We start from the raw sequence: 21,867 nt of genomic DNA, 5'->3' as shown, positions 1-21,867 counted from the left end.
CCCAACGACCGGAGAACCCAGGAGACCACGCCCACCGGCGCGACAGTTGGCCACCCAACCTGCCCGCCACCGACAACCATCGACCAACAACGATGAGATCAAGCGGGCAAAGCCGCCGCGTCACACGCGCGAACGATCGAGGCTAGCCACCTGAATGATCATCAGAAGGCCGCACTGCTACTCCTCATCGGTATCCGATTCTTTGACCAACAAATCTGTAAGGCGTGGGCCCCATTTCGGCAGACCGGAGTCGGGCTCAAGTATGGATTGGTGGTCTTCGTTCTCAGCAACGAAGAAGGACACGTTGGTCAGATGACTATGCCATCCTAGTGCGTCCTCGACACCCCGATCCGCCACTCGGGCCGTGTTGGTTGCGGCTGACGCGATGACGAGCGTCTCGATGTCGAGGCTGCCCCACGTCGGAGCAGTCGTCATGACATCACAACGACGTCCGGCCGTCTCGACAGCCTTCAACTGCTTCCCGTCGGCGAGTAATTCGTTGAACGCCTCCTCGCCGAAGGCTACCCGCATTTCGTCGCGCATCGACTCGGCCGATCCGACAAGCTCATCCTCAGTGACAGGCATAGCATCCACGATCACCAGGGTTTCGACGTGCTCCCCTCGTGAGACCAGGAGGCGCGCCACGGCAAACATGATATGCGCGCCATATGACCAACCCAGCAGCTCATACGGTCCGGTCGGCTGCAGCCGCTGGATGACGTCGGCGTATGTCGACGAGAGATCCTCAAGGTCATCGAACTCGATATCCAAGCCGACGATCGCCGGATCGTCAATTCCAACCAGCCCTACACCGTGCGGCAGGTATCTCGACAATTCCGAGTACATAGATGAGCTACCGAACTTTGGGTGCGCACAGAACAGATTGCGTCCATTCAAGGATTGGGTGAATCGGGTCACGATCGCGGTGATCTCGACATCAGGATCTGCGTCCTGCTGCATCTTCTTATCGACAACCAAACTCAGTTCGCCGATCGTTGATGCGGTGATGACGTCCCTCATCGCTATGTTCACGGGGAACGTGCGGTTCATTTGGGCGGCAAGCCGCATGGCCGCGAGCGAATGCCCTCCCAGCCGGAAGAAGTCGTTTCCCGCGTCCAGGACCAGTTCCTCATCGAGGTCGAGCACATCACGGAATATCGCGGCCAGCGCCAACTCCGTATCCGACTCAAGGACCCGGCCCGTACCGGCTCCGGACGCAGCTGGGTCAGGCGGAGGCAACGCGCGACGATCCAGCTTTCCGGTCGGGGTGAGGGGGAAAGACTCCACCGCCATAAGCGAGGCCGGGACCATATAGTCAGGCAAGTATGTCGCCAGATGGCGACGCAGTGGCTCGCTGATATCGCCGTCCGATGTAACGCTGTAATAGGCGGCCAGCTGCGGTCCGGTCGGATGGTCAAACGCGACCACTTCGGCACGCGCTACCCCGGGGAATGCTTGCAGTACGTCCCGGATCTCGTCCGGTTCGATGCGGTAACCGCGAATCTTGATCTGCTCGTCGGCCCGACCGAGGTAATCAATCATCCCGTTGTCGTTCCACCGGGCTAGATCTCCTGTGCGATACATCCGTTCCGCTGGTTCCCACGGGCAGGCGACGAAGCGTTCGGCGGTCAGCGCCGGTTGACCCCAATAGCCGCGTGCGGTTCCGTCGCCGACGAGATAGAGCTCACCCGCGACGCGGGGAAGGGTGGGTTGAAGGTTCTGATCGAGGATGTATGCCCGAGTGTTGAAGATTGGCGTTCCGACACTCGATGTTGTGCTGTCGTCCAGATCGGCACCGAGGGCATTGATTGTGTACTCAGTGGGTCCGTAGAGGTTGTATGAGCCAACTCCGGGGGCGTTGCGCAGCTGTTGCCACAACCGGTCCGGAACGGCCTCGCCACCAAGAGACACGAAGACGACACCAGGAGCGTCGGAAGACACTGATCGGCCGGCCGGGCGATCTCGCTCGAGCAGCCCCTCTTCGACCAGCAGTTGCACATAGGACGGTGTGACATCGAATCCGTCGATGCGCATCTCGTCAAAGTGGGCCAGCAGCCGCTGCGGGTCGCGTCGCATCTCCTCGTCGATGACGTGAACTTCGTGCCCGTTCAGTAGCCAGAACAGTTGCTCCCACGAGGCATCGAATGAGAAGGATGTAGTGTGCGCGATCCGCAACCGGCGCCCACGCTGGTTGTTTACGACCCGATCAAAGATCTTCTCGACGTGGTTGAAGTACATGTTCGTCAGTCCGCGGTAACCAACGGCGACGCCCTTGGGCCGTCCGGTGGTTCCCGAGGTGAAGATGATGTACGCGAGGTTGTCCAGCGAGACAGGTCCGCCGCGTTCTGCTGCCGTGACCGGATCTGTACCAAGCTGCGCGAGGCGATCCAACGTCGCCGCGGAGTCGAGGCTGATCACCGGCCCTGCGGTGGCGTCTAGCCGATCCACGTCGCGGTGGGTGACCAGAGTGACGGTCGGTTCGGCGGCGCTGAGCATGTAGCCGATCCGTTCGTCGGGCAGCTCATTGTCCACGGGGACGTAGGCGGCTCCGACGGCGAACACCGCGAACATCGCGATGACCATGCGCTCATCGCGCGGCAGCATCAGCGCGACCCGGTGCTCCGGACGTACCCCCGCCTCAAGGAGAAGCCGGGCGTAGCGATTCACCTCAGCGAAAAACTCCGCAAAGGTGAACAGATGATCCCCTGCTACAAGCGCCGTTTTCGACCCGGACCGCAGCACCTGACGGTGCAGCAACTCGGCGACCGTAACCGGTTCCGTATCCCGGATGAGATCGGCGGCGATACCCGTGCGCGGGACGGTCTCGTCCGGCAACAGCGCTGACAACGTGCCAACGGGCTCGTCAAGCTGGTGGGTGAGAGAGAGGAGCACCTGTACGTAGCGGTTGAGCAACAGCTCTGCGGCTGGGGCATCGAAAGCGTCCTGGCGGTAGGACAGGCGCACGTGCACGGCGGCCTCTCCGTCGTGTTCCTCCGGGTCGACCGCGAACGTCACCGGGTAGTGTGTTGCGTCATCAACCTTTGCGCCGACGACCTGCAACCCTGCTGTTTCCAGCCCCGCAGTCTTGCCGAATGGCATGTTCTGCACCACGAACAGCGTATCGAACAGGACAGAAACGCCTACGTTGGTCTGGATCTGTGTCAGAGAGGCTTGCGGATAGTCGATGACGAGCAGCTGCTCAGACTGGACCCGGGCGAGCAGCTGTCGATTCGTCTCGAACGGGGGCAGACTCATCCGCATCGGGACTGTGTTGAACAGCAGCCCGATGATTCGGTCGGCGCCGGGCAACGACGGCGGCCGACCGGAAACGGTGTTACCGAATACAACGTCGTTGCTGCCGGTGAGCCGGCTGAGCGCGATCCCCCAGGCGGTCTGCAGCAAGGTCCCCACCGTGACATTGGCACCCCGTGCGGTATCGAATACCCTCGCGGCCTCTGCCGGGTTGAGATCGAGGTGAAGTTCGCCGGTGGCGCTCTGTCCGTCACCGAGGTCGACGGAGTCAGGGCACAGCAACGTTGGACCAGCCAGGTCCGCCAGGTAGTCGTCCCAGGCACGATAGGCGGCATCGGGATCCTGGTCGTCGACCCAGTCCAGGTAGGAGCGGAAAGACGACGGTCTCACTCGCTCGACATATCCGGGATCAGCGTAGATGCTGAGGATCTCAGCGAGTAGCGCGCTGATGGACCACCCATCCAGCAGGATGTGCTCAAAACTCATTGCCAACGTCCACGTTTTGCGGTCGTGTTCGAGCAGCGTGAATCGGATCAGCGGCGGGATCTCGAAGTCGAACGGCTCACCTCGCTCGGCCGTCAGGAATTGCTCCAGATCGACCCCGCGGCTACTCCACTCGTCCAATCGGATTACCCGCACGGGGACTTCGACGCCAGACGGGATCACCTGTACGTCCCCGGGAGGGATGAACGCTGCCCGGAGGTTGGGATACCTTTCCATAGCAATGGCGATAGAAGTCGTCATCCGCTCGGGATCGAGATCCCCCGCGATCTGTCGGGTTACCTGCGAGACATAGGTGTTGTGGTCGTCAGATTCCCGGGACCGCAGTAGGTGATAGAACAATCCACGTTGCAACGGGGCAAGCGGAAGGATCTGGGCGTCATGCCCGTAGCGGGCTCGGATGGATTCTTCTTCGATGGGCGTCAACGCGACCCGGTCAGCGCGACGCAGAGTGAACGCATCTCGACGCTCGTGGCCTGGGGCGGGGATTCCGACTCCGTCAATCGCTTCGGCGACGGCGGCGGCCAGCGCATTCGTATCGACATCAACCGTGTGCGCCGACTCCACCCAGACGCGGACGACACAACCGTCGGGCTCAGCGCCCCCGACGAAGACATGGATGCCGAGTCCATTCTCTGGTGCGCCAACGCCCGCAGCAGGATCGGTGATCAACTCCGCTCGGCTACGGAACACGCCTACTCGTATCCGTGGAATCGGAAGATCGTCGAAGAAGCGGCTGAACCGGGGGTGTCCAGCCAGAGAGGCGTATTCGGCCGCCCGCTCCGGGCTCAGTCGAATGACATCATCATGACCAAGCAATACGGGGAATCGACGCGTCATGAAGGGACCGTCAGACTCGTGGAACTCCACGAGCAGATCGCCGTCAGCGATTCCGACCAGGGCCTTGGCCACGGCCGTCAGCACGACGGACCCCAGAGAAGATTCGTCGGCGGCGGAAGCCGCCCGTCCGGTCGCGACACTTGACGCTTCCGAAGCCACCGAGTCGCCTCGCTCCGGCAGCACCGTGGCGGCCGCATCAGCGAGCTGATCTACCCAGTCCTCCCAGAAGGGATCGTCAAGGATCTCAGTCAATTCGTCGTCATTGTGTCCAGCCGCGGCCAGAGTAGCCGCGACGACCATCGGAGTACCCGCGTGATATGCGGTGACCAGCTCTGTGAGCCTCTCACCTACCGCATCCAGCATCTCAGGGTTGCTGGTCTCGGCGACCAGTTCACCGGCGCCGCTATCGCGGATCGCCAATCGCAAGGTGGAGCTTCCTCCCGACAGGGCGTGACTGACATGGTCGATCGCCGCCCGCCAGAGTGGAGCCACACTGATATCGAAATCCTCAAGCGGCAAATGGAAGAGGCGAATGTCACCGACGTTGTTGATAGTTTTGGTCCGGCCCTCGTCGGCATGAACGATCTGGGCCAGTAGTCTCACCGGTAGATCCGGGTGCCGCGAACCAAGCGCAAGGAAGCGCGCTGTGCGCCGCAACAATCGCGATGTGGTTTCCGCAGAGAACAACTCGCGGGCCGCGTTCAGCTGCATTCCGAACGTTCCACTGTCAAGTCTTTCAATACTCGACACGAGATCGAACAGCGCAGGCTGAGATCCTAGCGGGCCATCCGCAGTGGTCGAGGTGTAGGGGGTGAGTGGCGGTGCCTCACCCAAATCTCCACGGCGATCCACGTAGGCGGCCATTACCTGGAAAAGCGGACTGATCCCAACGCGCCGCGGCGGGTTCACCGCCTCAACGACATGCTCGAACGGAACGAGCTTGTGGTCAGTAGCTTCGAGCATACGATCGCGGGAACGTAGCAGCGTCTGCGCGAACCCGGCTCCAGCGTCGATGTCGGTGCGCACCACGACGGTGTTCACGAAGTAGCCGATAAGGTCGTGTAGCTCCGGCTGGTCGCGCAAACTGGCTGGGGTGCCAATAGGGACAATATTGCCTGCCCCTTCATCCCACAGCGTTAACGAGAATGCTGCGATCAACGCCTGGAGCGGCGTTGCCTTGTGTTCGACGAGTAACTCGTCGAGCTTGGCGGCTTCCTCACGGAGGAGCGACGTGGTCGCAGGTCGTATGGTTCGCTCTTCGGATCCGTCACGTGGTTGGTCGAGGGGTAGGGCGGTCTCCGTTGGGAGATCTGACAGCATGTCCTGCCAGTACCGCAGATCCAATCGATAGCGGGACTCCGGATCGCTCCGGTTTCCCAACACATGTCGCTGCCAGACCGCGAAGTCAGCATACTGGGTCGGCAAGGGCTCGGCCTCAGCGTAATTGCCGGTAGTCGCTTCGATGTAGAACTTGTTCAGCTCATGAACAAGGATCCCAAAGGAATCCGCATCGGTTACCATATGGTGCCCGTAAGCCACGAGCACATCGCCATCAGAATGGCGCAGTAAACGAAATTTCAGCCCGAATTCGGAGGTGAAGTCAAGTGGCGTCGCGACTACCTGAGCGATCTTGTCGTTGAGCGACTCGGTACCGAGGTATTCGACCTTCAGGACCTCGGTGTCATCGGCGGGTTCCTCACATATGACCTGGCGGAGCGATGAGGTCTCCTCGTCCGGCACGAGGATTGTACGCAGTATCTCGTGACGAGCGACTATGCGACGTACCGCCGTTGCCAAAGCATCCAGACTGACCCGTACACCTGCTTGCAGCACGATCTCAGTCCGATAGATCGGACGCCCTGCGATCTGCTCTGTGAACCAGAGTGCTTGTTGTCCGTATGAGGCCGGTAGTGCGGCCGGGCGTGGGAGTTGGCCGATTCGTGGGCCAGGCGTTCTGGTGGGTGTGGTGGTGTTGTCTGCGATTTGGGCGAGTTGGCCGATGCGGGGGTGGTCGAACACGTCTCGCAGTGTCAGTGCAGAGCTGAGTTGGGCGTTGGTTCGTGCGATGAGTCGGGTTGCTAGGAGTGAGTGTCCGCCGAGGCGGAAGAAGTCGTTGTCTATGCCGAGGTTGGTGTTGTCGTCGAGGTGTAGTACGTCGCGGAACAGGTTTGCGAGGGTGATCTCGGTGGGGGTTTGCGGTGGCCGGCCACTGGCGGTGCCTGCGGCCAGGTTTGGTTGTGGCAGTGCGCGGCGGTCCAGTTTTCCGTTCGCGGTGACGGGGAATCTGTCCAGGCGTATCAACGTGGCCGGCATCATGTACTGCGGCAACGTTCGTGCGAGGTGTTCCCGCAGCGTGTCGGACAGCACCGTCTCCTCGACCGGTGTGGGGCTGGTCGTGGTGACGTATGCGGTGAGGTATTTGCCGCCGGCTGGGTGGTCCAGGGCGAGGACTGCCGCACCGGACACCGATGGGTGCTCTTCGAGGACGGCGCGGATCTCGTCGAGTTCGATGCGGAATCCGCGTATTTTCACCTGGTCGTCGCTGCGGCCGAGGTACTCCAGCTGTCCTTGAAGGTTCCAGCGGACCACGTCACCGGTGCGGTACAGGCGTGTGCCGTGGTCGTTGAACGGGTCAGCGATAAACCGGTCGGCGGTCAAGGCCGGGCGGGCCAGGTACCCGTCCGCGAGTTGCACCCCACCCAGGTAGAGCTCGCCTGCCGCACCGGCTGGTACTGGGCGTAGCCAGGTGTCGAGGACACGTACTGTTGTGTTCGCTACTGGGGCGCCGATGGGGGTGTGTTGGTGGTCGGTGATGGTGGCTGTCGTGCCGTCGCCGGTGATCTCGGTCGAGCCGTAGAAGTTGTGCAGCACGGTGTGTGGTGCGGCGGTTCGTGTCGTATTTGCGGTGTTCCGGGTGAGTGTTTCGCCGGAGGAGACCCAATGCCGGATCGTGGCCAGCGCTGTGTGTGCGTTGTCGTGGCGGAGGAGGGCGTCGGCGAGGCTGGGCACGCTCAACAGGTGTGTGACGCTGTGCCGGGCGATCGTTTCGAGGAGGCGGGCCGGGTCTTGTGCGGTCTGTGCGGGCAGCACCACGGTTCGGGTACCGGCGGTCATCGGCCCGAACAGTTCGGTCACGGCGTCGACGAAACCGACGCCGCTTTTGGATAGCGCGACGCTGTCCGGCGTGTACTCCAGCAGTCGTTCACCCCATGTGAGGCGGTTCACGAGCGCGCGGTGTGGAATAGTGACGCCTTTCGGTCTGCCTGTCGTTCCCGATGTGAATATCACCACGGCGGCGTCGAGGTCGTTCAACGGTCGCGCCAAGACTGGTGGGGTCTCGGCGCCGGCGGTCAGGTGTTGCTGCACGTCGTGGTCGTCGATTCGGAGTACTGGTGTGGGCTGTCCACCCAGTGCATGACTGTGTGCGTTCCCGGTGTGGTGGTCTGTGATCACCATGGCGGGTGCGGTGTCTTCGAGGATGTGTTTGATACGTTCGGTGGGGTAGTCGGGGTCGATCGGTACGTACGCTGCTCCGGCACGTATCACCCCTGTGAGGGCGGCCACCAGGTCTACCGAGCGGGGCATGGCGACCGCGACCCGGTCTCCGACCTGCACTCCCTGGTCGGTCAGTAGTTGGGCCAGCGCGTTCACCCGGGTATCGAACTGGCGGTAGGTGAGTTCGGTGCCGTCGTCGCCGATGACGGCGACCACGTCCGGGCTGGCGGTCACCCGGCGGCGTAGCAGCGTATCGACCGTCGCCGGCGCGACATCAAGCGTCTCGCCCCGCGTCTGCGGCGAGTGTGGGCTGTCGGTGTCCGGGGTGAGTTCGGTGCTCAGCCCGTACAGGGTTTGGGTGGGAGGCCCGGCGATGACGGCGTCGAGGAATCGGCCGAACCGTTCGGCGTGTAGGAGCGGGTGGCCGGTGGTGGTGGAGCCTGCGGATACCTCCAGCCGGATCCCGGACTCCGGGTTGCTGTATACGGCGAGGTCGAGTGAGCCTACCGGGCCGGTGCTGATGGTTTCAGGGACCACGACTACGTCGGCCAGGCGCCGCATCGGTTCGAAGAGTCTGATGTTGATCGTCGGGAGGGTGAGGTAGGACGCTTGGCCGTCCGGCCACAGCCGGGCGATCTGGTGGTCTTCGATGGTTGTGTGGCGGCGTGAGGTCTTCAGTTGGTCCGCGACAGTGGCAAGGAGGCCCGTGAAGGTGTGGTGTGGGCTGATCGTGGTGATGACGGGGGTTGGCCTGGAGATCGCGCTTGGCGTTCTCAGCAGCTCGCGGCTGTCTCGCATCATCAGGGGGACACGGACCGCTATGTGGTCGCGGCCGTCTACCAGAGCGGTGTAGAGGCCCCATGCGGTGATCAGGAGATCGGTCCAGGACACCCGTGCGGTGCGTGCGAGTTGCTGGATCCTCGTATACGTGTGGTCGGGTATCGGGACAACGACTGGTTGGCATGAGGATACGAAGGCCTCGGAAAGGTCCTCCACCGTCCCGTGGCCGGGGTTTTCGGCTCCGAGGACGCTGCTCCAGTAGGCGACGTCCTGTTCGGCTCGGGGGACGTCATGTCCGATGGCGTCCACGACGTCTTTCAAACTGCCGAACCAGCGGTCCGGCACTAAACCGCCTGCCCGCGTCGCCGAGTACACCTCGGCCACACGGCGGATGAAAAGAGAGATGCTGTAGCCGTCGACGAGCAGGACGTTGGTGACGAGGATCCATGCCCATGTGCCGTCCCCGCGACGGACCAGAGTCGAATACGTCGAGGGTTCTTCGGTAGCGGCCGGCGTTGCGGTGAGCTGCTCCCGGGCCATCACTCGTATCCGGTCATCGTCGTGGCCCGCATCCACGACCTTCGTCTGAAGCGTCTTCGCCGTGTCAACATACTGAAAGGGAACGCCGTCATCGTCTCCGAAACGAACACGCATCGCGTCGGTTTCCGAGAAGACGACACTGACCGAGGACGCGAACACAACCGGGTCGACCGGACCATCCAGCCAGATCAACTGACCCGCGCAGAACACCGATGACTCAGGAACAAGCCTGCGCGCCACCCAGTTACCCCGCTGGCTCGCCGTCAACTCCACACGATCAAAAGACGTCAACGCAGGCACATCCACTTCTCCCGAGATCAGGTCGAGCCGTCGTCTTCCCAGCGCCGCTTCGCTTCGGCCATCGAGCGAGTCGGCTAGTGCGGTGGCCACCAACCTTTGCCGGCTTCGCCGGCGCCGGCTGACCAGTGGCCGAAGGCCGCCGGTCAGCCGGTGAACGTTGGTGGCCACCGCACTAGCGCACGAAACAGATCCCGCAATGCCCCTCGCCGAGGCCGTCAACGGGCTCTACTGGACCGAGCTCGATTTGCGCACGCCGGCAGGGTCATGGAGCCACTTCGCCACCGTCTTGGAGATTCTCCAATACCTCGATCCAGTGACCCAGTCTCGAGTCCTCGGCAAGGGTGATGAAATCGATCCGTTCCACTCCCGCACTGCGCCACCGCTCCACCAGGTCCATGAGACGCACCGAGTCCATCCCCTGGTCGCGTAGGTTCAACTCGTAGTCGACCGCTGCGGGATCGAGATACAACACGTCGGCCACGTCGGCGATCATTTGCTCGGTGCTCAGTCTCATCAGAACTCCCCATTCGTTGACGTGCGTTCTTCCAGGAACCGCTTACTGTGGTGGGCGTGGCGGCCTGCGGCTACGCCGCCGACGTCGCCAGCGGTGACGTCCCGCTGGTCACACGGTGGCGATCAGCGCTTCCTCGCCGCTGTTCGGTCGCAGGCCGTCGGTCCGACCCGCAAAGTAGCGATCGGCCAGGTCGGTCGCCGAGACGTGGTCGACGGCGGCGAAACCTGCCCGGCGCGCCAGTCCGATGATCGCGTCGGGAGTGTAGAAGCCGATGAAAGGCGTGCCGGCCCGCCGAGAACCCTCCCTGGAGGCTCGCCGGATCGGTACATCCTCGGGATCGAGATCCTCGATGGGACGGAAGAACGTGAGGATCAGTGTGGAGCCAGGGGGCAGACTCGCCAACCGATTGAGTGTGGCCGTCGTGGCCTGTTCGGTCAGATACATGGTGACCCCCAACCAGGACACCACCGCGGGACGTGAGGTATCGAATCCTGCCGCCTGCAACCGATCCCACCAGTCGTCATTCGCCTCGAAATCAACCGGAACCAGGCGCAACCACTCCGGAATGTCATATCCAAGTTCGACCAACCGGCTCCGCTTCCAAGCCTGTGTCTCCGGTTGGTCGATCTCGAAGATGGTTATGGTCGCCCCCGCATCGGGATGGCGTTGAGCGTACGTGTCCAAGCCCGCGCCCAGGATCACGTACTGATCCACGCCGCGGCTCGCGGCCTGTGCCACCAGGTCCTCGGCCAAACGCGCCCGCCCGACAATCGTGGCGCGCTTTCCTCGGGTGTAGTCAGGGGCCATGTCTCCGCGCTCGCGCCATCCGTCGTCGTCCTGCGCCAGTCGGGCGCCCACCACGTCCTCGATGACGTGCGGCGGCTCGTCCACCTGCGTGTGTAGGGCACGCCACAATGCGACCCGTACCGCCGTGTTGTCTGGTGTGCCGGCAGCGTTTCTCGTCAAGAGCCAGTCCCTCCCACATTGCGCTGTGCGGTGCTTCCATGGAGCAGATGGCACGCCGAGCGCGGCAAGCCAGTACTCAGACACCAGGACCTTAGCATTGCCTAACCTGTTGTTAGCATTACCTAACCTGTCGTCCTGCGGTGTGAGACGCCGTGGTCGGAAGGCGCCATCGGGGGAGTCGGGTGCGGGGGCTTGCGTGGCGCGGGTCCAGACGACGACCGGTGGCGCCGGACGCCGCCTGGACCTCGTCGCGGCTTGACCTCAGGCTCGCGGCCGATACCTTCACGGCCTTGCGGCTGGTGCGCAGATTCAGCGGCCAGAGGGCGCGAAACGGCAGGTCAACGCAGTGTCGGCCCGGCGACCGCGACCACGTGACAAGAGTCAGGTTATGGGTAGGCTTACCTAAGTCCTTGATGCTATCGTCAACACGCTATGAGGGGTGGGCAGCTGGTGCGCTGCTCGTCCCGACCTGTGACAAGGGAGCCGATGGGATGTGTTGCGTGGTAGACGATCTAGGTCGACTCCGTCGCCGGTGGCTCTGCTTGAGGCTGCTACCAGCGGAAACGCCATGATCGCCGCTCGACAGATCACTCAACACGGAACACACCCGAGCCGATGGCCGAATGGCGATGGATGAGATGGACGATGAGCGTCCTGTCGCATCAGAAGACCGTGCTGACGATCAGGTCGACATCCTTGGAATCGGATTCGGGCCAGCGAATCTGAGCCTGGCGATCGCGATCGTGGAATACAACGAGCGCCATCCTGTCGGACAGCGACTGACGGCGAGGTTCGTCGATGCCCAGCGGCAGTTCGGCTGGCACGACGGGATGCTGCTGCCGGGCACGACCATGCAGATCAGTTTTCTGAAGGATTTGGTCTCGCCCCGTACCCCGACCAGTCCATTCACATTTCTGAACTATCTACAGGAGCAGGGGCGGCTGTCTGACTTCATCAATCTCAAGACATTCTTTCCTACGAGACGAGAGTTCCGCGGGTACCTGAGCTGGGCCGCGAACCGGATCGACATCCCGGTCTCCTACGGCACGAGGGCGACCTGTATCGACTGGAGTGGCGGGAGGTTCGAGGTCACGCTTGAGTCGATCGTCGATGGCTCTGCGACGACGACTGTCGCAGCACGCAGTGTCGTGATCGGCACCGGAATCCAGCCGGTGTTGCCGGTGGGGATCGTGCCGGGCGCTCGGGTGTTCCATAACCACCAACTGCTGAGCAGGCTCGCCGGGTTGCCTTCGCGGCCGCATAGCCGTTTCCTTGTCGTAGGGTCCGGGCAGAGCGCGGCGGAGGTTGCTGCATACCTGCACGATGCGTACCCCGATGCGGAAGTACACGCGTCCTTCCGTCGGTTTGGCTACACCCCGTCCGATGACACCCCCTACGCCAACCGCATCTTCGATCCGGAGGCGGTCGACGAGTTCTACACCGCACCGCCGGAGCTCAAGCAGCAGCTGTTGGACTATCACTGGCTGACCAACTACTCCGCCGTCGATGCCGATCTCATCATGGATCTTTACCAGCGTGAGTACGACGAGAAGATCCGCGGCGTGCGCCGCCTGATTGTGCACCGGGTCACCGGGATCGAGCGGCTGAGCGAGGGCGCCGATGGGGTCACAGTGACGATCCGCGACCTGGGAGACCGAGGCAGCATCACGCTCGAGGTCGACGCTGCCGTCTTCGCCACTGGGTTCCGCCCCGCAGAGGTCCGCGGCATGCTTGGGCCGAGCATTGACGGATCGTCCTCGTTCGAGGGGGATCTCCCGATCGTCGAGCGTGACTACCGACTGCGTCTTCCTAGCGTTTCCGGACGGATCTTCCTCAATGGCGGCGTCCAGCATAGTCACGGGTTGACCGCGTCCCTGCTGTCCAACGTAGCGGGCCGCGCCGCAGACATTCTGCGTGCGGTTACCGAGGACGAGCCCGCATCCCAGCCTGATCACAGCGCGACCCAATGACGATTGCCCACCGCGATCCAGACCGATTGCCAAGAGGGACAACGAGGATAACGACTGATGGCCCAGAACCCATTCGACGACGACAACGGTTCCTTCTACGCGCTAGTCAACCGCGAGGAGCAGCACTCGTTGTGGCCGACGTTCAAGCCGGTCCCAGGCGGTTGGACCATCGTGTACGGCGAGCCTGACGGCAGGCCGCGCCAGGAAGTACTCGACTGGATCGACGAGCACTGGACCGACATCCGTCCGAAGTCGTTGCGCGATCACATTGCCAAGTACGAGGCACAGAAAACCGAGGGTGCCAACGGCTCCCGCGCTACCGAAGCCGCCAGAGTCGAAGCCACGGACGACAAGGCCGCTGCCGAAGCCGGTCGCGAGGGCAACCCGGCCGTTGTCGACTGAGAGTGGATGTGGGTCCGCCGCCTGGTAACGCAACGGTCGATGTACCCGTATGGATCGAGCACCCCGGTACCCTCAGACCTGACTGAGGCGCAGTGGAAGCTCATCGAGCCGATGCTGCCGCTGCCCGAGTGGATGGGCCGTCCGGAGAAGCACCACGCAGAGTGATGGTGGATGCGATCCGGACCGGGTGTGCCTGGCGGTACCTGCGGCGGATTCCCGCTATGGGAGAGGGCTTACAGCCGGTTCCGGCAATTTGTGCTGACCCCGCGCCGGTCCCCGCCGCACGTTCAACACAGAACCTATCTAGCAGAACCCACAGAGGAGTTGGACATGCTGCGCGAGGTACTCGGTGGAAAGATCCACCGCGCCACCGTCACTCAGGCTGACCTGCATTACGTCGGGTCGCTCACGCTCGATGAAAACCTGGTGCGTGCCGCGGGTCTAGTCGAAGGCGAGAAAGTGCAAGTCGTCGACATCACCAACGGGGCTCGTCTCGAGACCTACATCATCAGTGGGCCCGCCGGTGGTGGCGACATCTGCATCAATGGCGCGGCGGCACACCTGGTACACCCCGGCGACATGGTGATCATCATGTCTTTCCGGTTGGCCGAGGAATCCGAGTTGGACGGTTACGAGCCCAAGGTCGTGCACGTCGATGCCGCCAACCGCATCGTTGCCCTGGGTAATGATCTCGCCGAGCCTGTCCCGGGCGCCGAGGACCAGATCTCTGCGCGTTCCGTGTGACGGATCCCGCGGGCGTGCGCACATCTCGCGATCGGTCAACCGTCAGCCCCGGCTGGAGTCCCACGCCTCCCACAGGCGCGCGTACGTGCCCTGCGCCGCTACGAGTTCCTCGTGCGTACCCGCCTCGATGATCCGGCCATGCTCCATCACCACGATCCGGTCGCAGGCGGCGGCTTGGGACAGTCGGTGGGCGATCACGAGCCCGGTACGACCTGCCAGCGCGGCGTCGGCTGCGCGGTCGAGGAGGCCGGCGTGGGTGGAGCCGGCTTCGGCGGTCGCTTCGTCGAGGATCGCCAGCTCCGGGGTGGCGAGCAGCAGGCGGGCGAGGGCGAGCTGTTGTGCCTGGGCGTCGGTGAGTGGATGCCCGCCGGTGCCGACGAGGGTGTCCAGCCCGTCGGGGGCCAGGTCGAGGATCGCGGTCGCGCCGGTGGCGTCGAGTGCCGCGTAGAGGTCACGGTCGGTGGCCAAGGGTGCGGCGAGGGTGAGGTTGTCGCGCAGCGTCCCGGCGAACACATGGACCTCCTGGGTGATGACCGCGGTGCGGTCGGGGCGGGCCACCGTTCCCGTCGAGGGCGGGTGGATGCCGGCGATCACGGCGGCAAGCGTGGTCTTGCCGGCCCCGGAGGCGCCGACCACGGCGACGTGCTGACCGGCGGCGATGTCGAGGGTGATCTCGTCGAGCACGAGAGGGCCGTCGCCGTACCGGAACGCGACGTCGCGGATCCGTACGGCAGCGCCCGTCTCGAACGCCGCTCCCTGCCCATCCGCTCCGTCCGCCGCGTCCGTGCCGGCCGGCGTGGTGGCGACGCCGATCATGCGGCTCAGCGAGGCGAGGACGGACTGGAGGTCGTCGATCACGAACATCAGCTGGTTGACCGGCCCGAGCAGGCGCAGGACGAGCAGCATGGCGGTGGTAGCTCCACCTACGCTGGAGACCCCGCGGTCGATGAGGAAGAAGCCGACGACCAGCACGGCGGCCAGGGTCAGGCATTCGCCGAGGTTCAGGCGGGCGTTGAACATGCTCTGCACCGTGCGGGCCCGCAGCGCCTGCACCGCGACGCCCCAGGAGCCCGTCATCACGGCATGGTGTCGCCGCTGCGCGAGTCCGAAGCCGAGCACGGTGGCGTAGCCGCGCTGGGACTCGACGATCTGCTGCGCGCGGGCGCTCATCGCCGCGCGCTCGGCGCGATACACCGCTGGCCCGGTGCGCAGATACCAGCGCAGGGCGAGCACGTAGACGGGCAGCACGACGGCAAACGCGGCGGCGTAGGGCCATTCCAGCGCCGCGAGCCCGCCCAGCGACACGACGATGGTGAACGCGGCGACCGTGAGGGCCGGGATCACCGCGGGGGCGGCATCCGCCACGGCGGTCACGTCGTCGCTGGACCGGGAGATCAGGTCCCCGGTGCCGGCGCGTTCGACGACGTGCTGCGGCAGCGTCAGACCCCGCTCCACGAGCCGTTCACGCAGCGCGGCCAGGATACTGTGAAAGACGCGCGTCGCCAGGACGATCGTCACCGCGGTGCCGGCGGCCCCGAGGACCGCCGAGACCATCATGGCCACGGTGAGCGTCAGCACGGTGCCGAGATCGGCGGTGCCCGCCTGCACTCGGTCGACGAGAAATCCGATCGCCACGGGAACGATCAGGTCGACGGCGGTGCTGGCGATTCCCACCACGCCGACGGCGGCGAGCCGGAGCCGATGCCCACGGCTGAGCCGCCACACCTCTCGGGCCGTCTCCCGCCCGTCTGCGACGGGAAGCGCATCGCCTGTGATCGTCTCTGTCATCTCGCTTCCGTCCGGTCGAGTACCGGCGCGTCCGCGAGCAGGTCGACGATCCGGTCGCAGCAGCCCAGCAGTGCCGGGGAGGAGGCGATCAGCAGCGTCGAGCGGCCCGCGCGGAGGGTGCGCAGACGCCCTGCGATCGTCTGCTCGGTCACCGAGTCGAGCGCGGTGGTCGGCTCGTGCAGCACCAGCACCGGCGCATCGGTCGCCAGAGCCCGCGCGAGGGCGATGCGCTGCCGCTGGCCGCCGGAGAGGCGGTTGCCGTTCTCGCCGACCGGATCGTCGAGATCGGCGGCGAAGTCGTCACAGGCCGCCGCGCGCATCGCGGCTCTCAGCCGCTCGGGGGCGTTCGTGGTGCTCGCCGGCGCGGTGAGGTTGTCGCGGATCGTGCCGGTGAACAGGGTCACCCGGTGCGGTGCGACGGTGACCCGGGAGTGGTACTCGGCCGGGCTCATTTCTTGTGCCGCGAGTCCGTCGAGGCGCACCTCGATGCCACTGTCGTGATCCGGGCTCAGCAGCGCCTCGGCGATGCGTGCGGCGGTCGGGTCGTCGGCGCGCACTGCGACGAGCTCGCCGGGCTCGACCTGGACGTGCACGCCCTCACCGGCCACCTCCAGAGTGCACGCCGACGACGCGGATGCCCGTGACGGGCTCCCATCAGCGGGGGCGGAGGCGTGGGCGAACGGTAGTACGTCGAGGAGGCGTGCGGAGGACGCGCGGGCATTGGCGAGGTTGGGGATGGAGAGGCTCGCGATCCACTGCATCTGCGGCAGCAGGGCCTGGGAGAGGCCGACAGCGGCGATCAACCCACCGACGCTCAGCCGCCCATCCACGGCGAACCAGCCCGCCAGCCCGGCCACTGCGACGATGAACACGCCGTTGACGACGCCCGAGCCCACGAGGAACCGCCCGAGCAGGCCCGCGTTGCGCTGCGCGCCGACGAGGGCCTCCCCGCTGGCTCGCCGATACCGCCGGGTTGCTTCGGCCTCGGCGCCCACGCCCTTGAGCACCCGGTAGCCGGCAACCAGATCAGTCGCCTGCCCGACCGTGGAGGCCAGCAGCGCTTGGTACTCACCGGTGTCCCGGGAGAGCCGCTCGCTGAGCACACCCATCAACCAGACCGCGATCGGCGCCCCGAACAGCACCACGAGTCCGAGCAGCCAGTGCGTCGCCAGCAGCGATGCCGCGATGAATCCGATGGCCGTGATCCTCGAGACCGGGATGATCACCAGGATCACCGCGTTGGACAGGCGCGTGACGTCGTTCGTCATCACCGAGACCACGCCGCCGTCCGGCGCATGGGCGGTGCCGCCGACCGGATGCAGCACGCCGGTCGAAAGGATGCCGCGGAGCCGGTGCTGCAGCAACTGCACCGCATAGGCGGTCAGCCGTAGCGAGAGCCCGGCCGCCGCCGTCAAAGCGACGTACAGGGCGACCAGCACACCGAGCCACAGCCCCAGCTGTCCCGCATCCCCGGTTGCGAGTGCCCGGTCGATCGCGAGGCCCATCACCACCGGGACTGCCGACTCGCCGACCTGCCACACGATCGCCAGCAGCATCGCGGGGATGGTGACCCGCGGTAGCGAGAAGATGACGCGTGCCACGAACCTGCCGGGACGGTCGCCTGCTCTGACCTCGAACGGCCGGACATCAGGAGGTTCGACGGGAGCCTGCCACAGCACCGGCAGCCACCGCGTCAGTGGTCCTCGTCCCAGGCCCCTTAGATCGGCACGCATCAATGCTTCTCCTGGGCGTGCTCGTCACCGCGGTCCCTGCCCAGCGGCACCACGTGCGGGGTACCGGCCACGGGGTCGGCGACGACCAGGCAGCGCAGTCCGAAGACCTCCTCGACCAGCTCGGCCGTGACGATCTGAGCGGGGGCGCCTTCGGCGACGACCTGGCCGTCCTTCATGGCGATCAGGTGTGTGCCGAAGCGCGCGGCGTGGTTGAGGTCGTGGAGGACGGCGACCAGCGTGTGGCCGCTGTGGTTCAGATCGGTGAACAGCTCCAACAGCTCGATCTGGTGGGTGATGTCGAGGAAGGTCGTGGGCTCGTCCAGCAGCAGGATGTCGGTGTGCTGTGCGAGCGCCATCGCCACCCACACCCGCTGCCGCTGCCCGCCGGAGAGCTCGTCGACGAGCCGGCCCGAGAGGTCGGTGACGGCGGCGGCGTCCATCGCCGTCGACACGGCCCGCTCGTCGTCCTCGGTCCACTGCCGCATGAAGCCCTGATACGGATACCGGCCCCGAGCCACCAGGTCGGCCACGGTGATGCCGTCCGGGGCGATCGAGGTCTGCGGCAGCAGCCCGACCCGCCGCGCCACCTCCTTGGTCTTGAAGGAGTTGATGTCGGCACCATCGAGGACGACCTGCCCGGTCGACGGTCTCAACAGCCGCGACAGGCCGCGCAGCAGGGTGGACTTGCCGCACGCGTTCGGACCGACGATGACCGTGAACGACTCATCGGGGATCGCCACTGACAGTTCGCGGGAGATGATGCGTTTGTCGTAGCCGATCGTCGCCGACTCCACGTGAAGTCGTGAGCCGCTGGGGGGCGGAGTGAACATGGGTGCGTCTCCCGCTTCCGCGAGACCGGTGATGGTGCTGGTGTGAGTGCTCACAGGCGTCTCCTGGCCTCGGTGAACAGCAGCCAGCCGAGGTAGCCGCCGCCAAGGATGACGGTGATGATCCCCACCGGCAGGGGCGTCGGGGCGACGTGCTGGGCGATGTAGTCCGCCGCCAGGCAGAGCAGCGCGCCGACGAACGCGGCGGGTACGAGGGTGATTCCCGCGGTGCGGGCGAGCCGACGGGCGATCTGCGGCGCGACCAGGGAAACGAAAATGATCGGCCCCGACGCCGCCGTGACCGCCGCTGTCAACGCCACGCCCACCACGACCAGGCCGAGGCGTGCCGCCGCGACGCGTACCCCCTGGGCGGCGGCCGCGTCGTCACCCAGCTCCATCTGCCGCATCGGCCGGCTCAACATCCCCGCCAGCAGCAGAAGCACGAGAACGCATGTGCCACCGACAACCACCTGATCCCAGGACACGCCGTTGAGTGACCCGACACCCCACGCCACCGCTGCCATCGCCTGTTCCAGATCGGCTTTGAGTATCAGCCACGTGTTCAGCGACTCCAGCATCGCCGAGACACCGATGCCGACGATGATCAGGCGAAACCCCTGCACCCCTCGCCGGTAGGCGAACGCGTACACGGCGACGGCAGTGGCCATCCCGCCCAGCAGCGCCCCGCCCGCCAACTGCACGTAGCTGCCGTTGACGAGGAGGATCACGATCAGTGCGCCGGTGTAGGAGCCCTGGGTGAACCCGATAAGGCCAGGGTCCGCGAGCGGGTTGCGCAACATCGACTGGAAGACCGCTCCGCTGACCCCCAGCGCGGCGCCGAACACCAGTGCCGCAGCCACCCGCGGCAGCCGCCACTCGACCACGATCTCGTGCACCAGCCCGGTCTCCCCGCCGGTCAGCGCGGAGACCACCTGCCCGGGGCTGAGCGTGTACGAGCCGGTCATCAGCGCGAGCACCGCGATGCAGGCGATCGCGAGCGCGAGCACCGCGCAGACGATGATCGAGCGCCACTCGAGCCGCACCGCGACCCTCCAGCGCCGTAACGTCAGCACCCGCCGCCCGAAGTCCACCGGCGCCGCGGGAACCCCACCCGCCGTACGAGTGCGAGCCGACCGCGACCGATCCGACACCCCCGTGGTCACAGCCCGCTCGCCTTTCTCCGCCGCACCAGCGCGATGAGAACGGGGGCGCCGACGAAGGCGGTGACGACCCCCACGGGGATCTCACCGGGCCGTATCACCACCCGCCCGAGGATGTCGGAGACCAGCACCAGACTGGGGGCGAGAAGGATGCTGTAGGCGAAGATCCACCCCTGGTGCGGGCCGACGATCCAGCGGGCCACGTGCGGAACCATGAGACCGACGAACACGATCGGCCCGGCGATGGCCGTCGCACCCCCGGCGAGCAGGCTGAGCGCGACGATCGCGAGTACGCGGGTGCGCGCCAGGCGGACACCCTGGGCAACCGCCAGTTCGTCACCCAGGGCCATCGCATTGAGCGGGCCGGCCACCACGAAGGCCAGAACGAGTGCCACCGCGACGAACGGCAGGATCGGCCACACCACCTCCAGCGGGCGGCCCGCGATCGAACCGGCGTTCCAGGAGCGCATCGCGTCGAACGCGTCCGGGTTGGTCAATTGGAGGGCCTCCCTGGCGCCCCCGAGCACCGCGCCGACGCAGACCCCGGCCAGCACCATGACCACCGGCGAGGAGCCCTGCCGCGTGGACCCGAGGGCGAGCACCATCAGCGTGACAACCAGCGCCCCGGCGAACGCGAACCACATGTATCCCTGGACGTCGCGGACGCCGAGCAGCCCCACAGCGACCGTCACCGCGAAGGACGCACCGGCATGGACGCCGAGAATGCCCGGATCGGCCAAGGGGTTGCGGGTGAGCGCCTGGATCAACGCGCCCGACAGGCCGAGCGCGACGCCGACGACCAGACCCACGATCGCGCGCGGCAGCCGGTAGTCGCGGATCGCGAACTGGTCGATGTCGGCCGATGAGTGGAACAGCGCGTCCCACACCGCTGACGGCGGGATCGACGTCGACCCGATCATGACGCTCAGCACCAGCAGGACCACCAGGACCACGAGCGCGACGACCAGGCCGAGCAGGCGACGACGCGGTCCGGGCACCGTCACGGTGCCCGGACCGTCCTGCCGCAGGGCGAGGGTTGTCACTTCTTGGCGGGGAGGGTCGCCAGTACGCTGGCGAGCGAGTCCAGGTATCGGACGACGGATCCGTAGGAGTTGTTGCCGGGGCAGAAGACTCCGAGCGCGCGACCGGAGTTCACGGCAGGCAGCGCCTTCCAGGTGTTGGTCTCGACCACTGGCGCGAAGGGCTCTGTCGGCTGGCCCTTGGCGTCGACGGGGTAGGTGATCGCGTCGTACTTGGACAGGCTGCTGATCTGCTCGAATGGCAGGGACGTCCAGGCCAGGGGATCGGCGCCGGCGGGCGCCTTAGGGAAGTCCATGCCGACGTCGTCCCGGGCGATCTCGGAGCAACCGATGTCCGCGATGGCGAACGTTCCGGGATCGGACGAGGCCCAGCGGATGACGTCGACGAATGAGGTCTCGTCGATGATCTCGCGGTAGGTCTCCTGGATCTTCGTGACCTTGCCCTCGAACTCCGCCTTCTGCTGGCTGAACCTGTCCGTCAGGTTGCCGGCCTCCGCGAGTCCGCCGGCGAGGGCCTTCCACTCGGTGTCGAGTCCGAAGAACACGGTTGGGGCGATCGCCTCCAGCCGCTTCTCGATCAGTTCGAACTCAGCATCGGGAATTTGAGCTAGGATGAGGTCCGGCTTCAGGCTGGCGAGTTTCTCCATGTCGACCTCGTCGGCGCTGGGCGCGAGAATCGTGGCCGCCGCATACGTCGCCTGCTGGTCCTCGGGCAATAGCTTGACATTGGAGTCCGACTCCGCCGTGAGGCCGATCGGTTTCCCGCCGAGGTCGATGAAAGGCAGAGTCGTGTTGCCGATCGTGGCTACCCGCTGGGGCTCGGCGGGGACCTCGATCGTGCCGTTGTCGGCCTTGACGCTGCGGGCCTTGACGGTCGCGTCGCCGGTGTCGTCGCCATCACTGCCGCAGGCGGTGATGACGAGCGCTGCGCTAAGGACGGCGGCCAGGGCCGCGCCGCGCCGTCTCAGGGGTGTCATGGTCATGGCTGTGTTCTTCTTTCTCTTCGTCGTTCGGG

The 21,867-nt window shown here is 65.4% G+C and carries 12 protein-coding genes; 3 read left to right on the top strand and 9 right to left on the bottom strand.

Annotation, left to right across the window (positions count from 1 at the left end):
* Window positions 1–177: 177 nt before the first annotated feature.
* The 3 genes from RB614_RS33985 to RB614_RS33975 form a co-directional block, all read right to left on the bottom strand.
* Complete coding sequence (locus RB614_RS33985) at window positions 178–9,876, bottom strand: non-ribosomal peptide synthetase (protein ID WP_308716801.1); 9,699 nt, start codon at window positions 9,874–9,876, stop codon at window positions 178–180.
* 94 nt (window positions 9,877–9,970) lie between these two features.
* Window positions 9,971–10,222 (bottom strand): phosphopantetheine-binding protein, encoded by a 252-nt coding sequence (locus tag RB614_RS33980; protein ID WP_308716800.1) that lies wholly within the window; start codon window positions 10,220–10,222, stop codon window positions 9,971–9,973.
* Window positions 10,223–10,330: 108 nt separating this feature from the next.
* Window positions 10,331–11,188 carry a class I SAM-dependent methyltransferase gene (locus RB614_RS33975; protein ID WP_308716799.1) on the bottom strand — a complete coding sequence of 286 codons (858 nt, stop codon included), beginning with the start codon at window positions 11,186–11,188 and terminating at the stop codon, window positions 10,331–10,333.
* Between the two features lie 623 nt (window positions 11,189–11,811).
* On the opposite strand from RB614_RS33975, the gene RB614_RS33970 reads away from it, so the two are divergent.
* The 3 genes from RB614_RS33970 to panD all read left to right on the top strand — a co-directional run bounded on the left by RB614_RS33970 (window position 11,812) and on the right by panD (window position 14,304).
* Entirely contained in the window at window positions 11,812–13,158 is a 1,347-nt protein-coding gene (locus RB614_RS33970) for a lysine N(6)-hydroxylase/L-ornithine N(5)-oxygenase family protein (RefSeq protein ID WP_308716798.1), read from the top strand.
* 57 nt (window positions 13,159–13,215) lie between these two features.
* Window positions 13,216–13,560: an MbtH family protein gene (locus RB614_RS33965; RefSeq protein ID WP_308716797.1), complete on the top strand. Its 345-nt coding sequence runs from the start codon at window positions 13,216–13,218 to the stop codon at window positions 13,558–13,560.
* 330 nt (window positions 13,561–13,890) lie between these two features.
* Window positions 13,891–14,304: an aspartate 1-decarboxylase gene (panD, locus tag RB614_RS33960; protein ID WP_308716796.1), complete on the top strand. Its 414-nt coding sequence runs from the start codon at window positions 13,891–13,893 to the stop codon at window positions 14,302–14,304.
* Between the two features lie 42 nt (window positions 14,305–14,346).
* On the opposite strand, the gene RB614_RS33955 is transcribed toward panD, so the two are convergent.
* The 6 genes from RB614_RS33955 to RB614_RS33930 form a co-directional block, all read right to left on the bottom strand.
* A complete protein-coding gene (locus RB614_RS33955) occupies window positions 14,347–16,092 on the bottom strand; it encodes an ABC transporter ATP-binding protein (RefSeq protein ID WP_308716795.1) in 1,746 nt (581 codons plus the stop codon).
* Window positions 16,089–17,648, bottom strand: coding sequence for an ABC transporter transmembrane domain-containing protein (locus RB614_RS33950; protein ID WP_308716794.1), 1,560 nt, complete (start codon window positions 17,646–17,648; stop codon window positions 16,089–16,091). Before RB614_RS33950 ends, RB614_RS33955 begins: the two co-directional genes overlap by 4 nt.
* Before the next feature lie 176 nt (window positions 17,649–17,824).
* Window positions 17,825–18,655: an ABC transporter ATP-binding protein gene (locus RB614_RS33945; protein ID WP_308716793.1), complete on the bottom strand. Its 831-nt coding sequence runs from the start codon at window positions 18,653–18,655 to the stop codon at window positions 17,825–17,827.
* A 50-nt stretch (window positions 18,656–18,705) separates the two neighbouring features.
* The gene (locus tag RB614_RS33940) at window positions 18,706–19,659 is read right to left on the bottom strand and encodes a FecCD family ABC transporter permease (protein WP_308716792.1); all 954 of its coding nucleotides are present in this window, start codon (window positions 19,657–19,659) and stop codon (window positions 18,706–18,708) included.
* A 152-nt stretch (window positions 19,660–19,811) separates the two neighbouring features.
* The gene (locus tag RB614_RS33935; RefSeq protein ID WP_308716791.1) at window positions 19,812–20,756 is read right to left on the bottom strand and encodes a FecCD family ABC transporter permease; all 945 of its coding nucleotides are present in this window, start codon (window positions 20,754–20,756) and stop codon (window positions 19,812–19,814) included.
* 95 nt (window positions 20,757–20,851) lie between these two features.
* Window positions 20,852–21,835: an ABC transporter substrate-binding protein gene (locus tag RB614_RS33930; protein ID WP_308716790.1), complete on the bottom strand. Its 984-nt coding sequence runs from the start codon at window positions 21,833–21,835 to the stop codon at window positions 20,852–20,854.
* Window positions 21,836–21,867: the final 32 nt, after the last annotated feature.

The organism is Phytohabitans maris (genome assembly GCF_031085175.1).
In the GTDB taxonomy this organism is placed as follows: domain Bacteria; phylum Actinomycetota; class Actinomycetes; order Mycobacteriales; family Micromonosporaceae; genus Phytohabitans; species Phytohabitans maris.
Note: the sequence above shows the minus strand (reverse complement) of the source record. Positions and strands in the feature narration are given on the sequence as shown.

Bases quoted from the DNA above. Each gene is read 5' to 3' on its own strand.
- RB614_RS33980 (WP_308716800.1), bottom strand. From the start codon at position 10,222: ATGAGACTGAGCACCGAGCAAATGATCGCCGACGTGGCCGACGTGTTG.
- RB614_RS33970 (WP_308716798.1), top strand. From the start codon at position 11,812: ATGGCGATGGATGAGATGGACGATGAGCGTCCTGTCGCATCAGAAGAC.
- RB614_RS33965 (WP_308716797.1), top strand. From the start codon at position 13,216: ATGGCCCAGAACCCATTCGACGACGACAACGGTTCCTTCTACGCGCTA.
- panD (WP_308716796.1), top strand. From the start codon at position 13,891: ATGCTGCGCGAGGTACTCGGTGGAAAGATCCACCGCGCCACCGTCACT.
- RB614_RS33955 (WP_308716795.1), bottom strand. From the start codon at position 16,092: ATGACAGAGACGATCACAGGCGATGCGCTTCCCGTCGCAGACGGGCGG.
- RB614_RS33950 (WP_308716794.1), bottom strand. From the start codon at position 17,648: ATGCTGCTGGCGATCGTGTGGCAGGTCGGCGAGTCGGCAGTCCCGGTG.
- RB614_RS33945 (WP_308716793.1), bottom strand. From the start codon at position 18,655: ATGTTCACTCCGCCCCCCAGCGGCTCACGACTTCACGTGGAGTCGGCG.
- RB614_RS33930 (WP_308716790.1), bottom strand. From the start codon at position 21,835: ATGACCATGACACCCCTGAGACGGCGCGGCGCGGCCCTGGCCGCCGTC.